The organism is Enterobacter cloacae complex sp. IR5458 (assembly GCF_049238025.1).
In the GTDB taxonomy this organism is placed as follows: domain Bacteria; phylum Pseudomonadota; class Gammaproteobacteria; order Enterobacterales; family Enterobacteriaceae; genus Enterobacter; species Enterobacter kobei.
Window position 1 is genome coordinate 1 of record NZ_JBMKIF010000135.1, and the last position, 795, is coordinate 795.

Consider the following 795-nt stretch of genomic DNA (forward strand, 5'->3'; position numbering starts at 1 on the left):
AAACCGACCTTTATTCACCTTGATCGGCAGTCATGGCCAGCTCCGCAGCTCTTATTCTTTGGTTGTACAAAGAATCAGCAGGCATTTCGACACGGACGGACACAAACTGATCGCCGGGAATGTCGACCGGATCGCCATCATTGATACCCTGCAGCTCGTTCCTGGCGAACGCCGGCGCGTCAGGATGCGTGCGGTGATAAGTCCTAACCAGCACCGAACCGTCAGCATAGACTTCGTAATCCAGCCAAATGAGCGGTTGTTTGTTGCGGTCGGTGGGGATGTCAAAACCACCATCAATACCGCCCCAGGCAGCGTCCGAATTGAGAGCCTCACATCCTTCGATAAGGTATTGCCCGACGCCTAGGCGGGTGACTTTAACGCCTTCAGATTCGTTATTGGTCTGGTATGTTCCGTCCGAAAATACTTTCACTACAGGCGATGCTGCTTTCAGGGTACCGTCGCTTGTCTTTGTGGTGTTGGCAGTGCTGTAAATCTCTGACCAGCCACCACTGCTTGTTCCGTAGCGATTTAAAATAAACGCTCGTGGTTTTCCCTCTGAATATTTCAGGGAAAGTTGCGCCCGATAGTAATTGGAAGCTGCGAGGACTAAATGACACCAGCCGGAATCTGATGTTGGTTGTGACACCCCAGCATCACCAGGCGTATAAAACATATTTGTTATAGTGTCAGCGTAAGGGGCTCTTGGAAGCGTTGAGCCCAAGCCAAAATCACCCACAGAAAGAATGTCTCCAGAACTGCTATAAGCGTTCCTAGTCGCACTACTTCCCAAACCGA

The 795-nt window shown here is 50.8% G+C and carries 1 pseudogene; it reads right to left on the bottom strand.

Annotated features, from left to right (window positions below):
- Positions 1-10: 10 nt before the first annotated feature.
- Positions 11-795, bottom strand: a pseudogene (locus tag ACOTYN_RS26400) (phage tail protein); the annotation flags it as partial.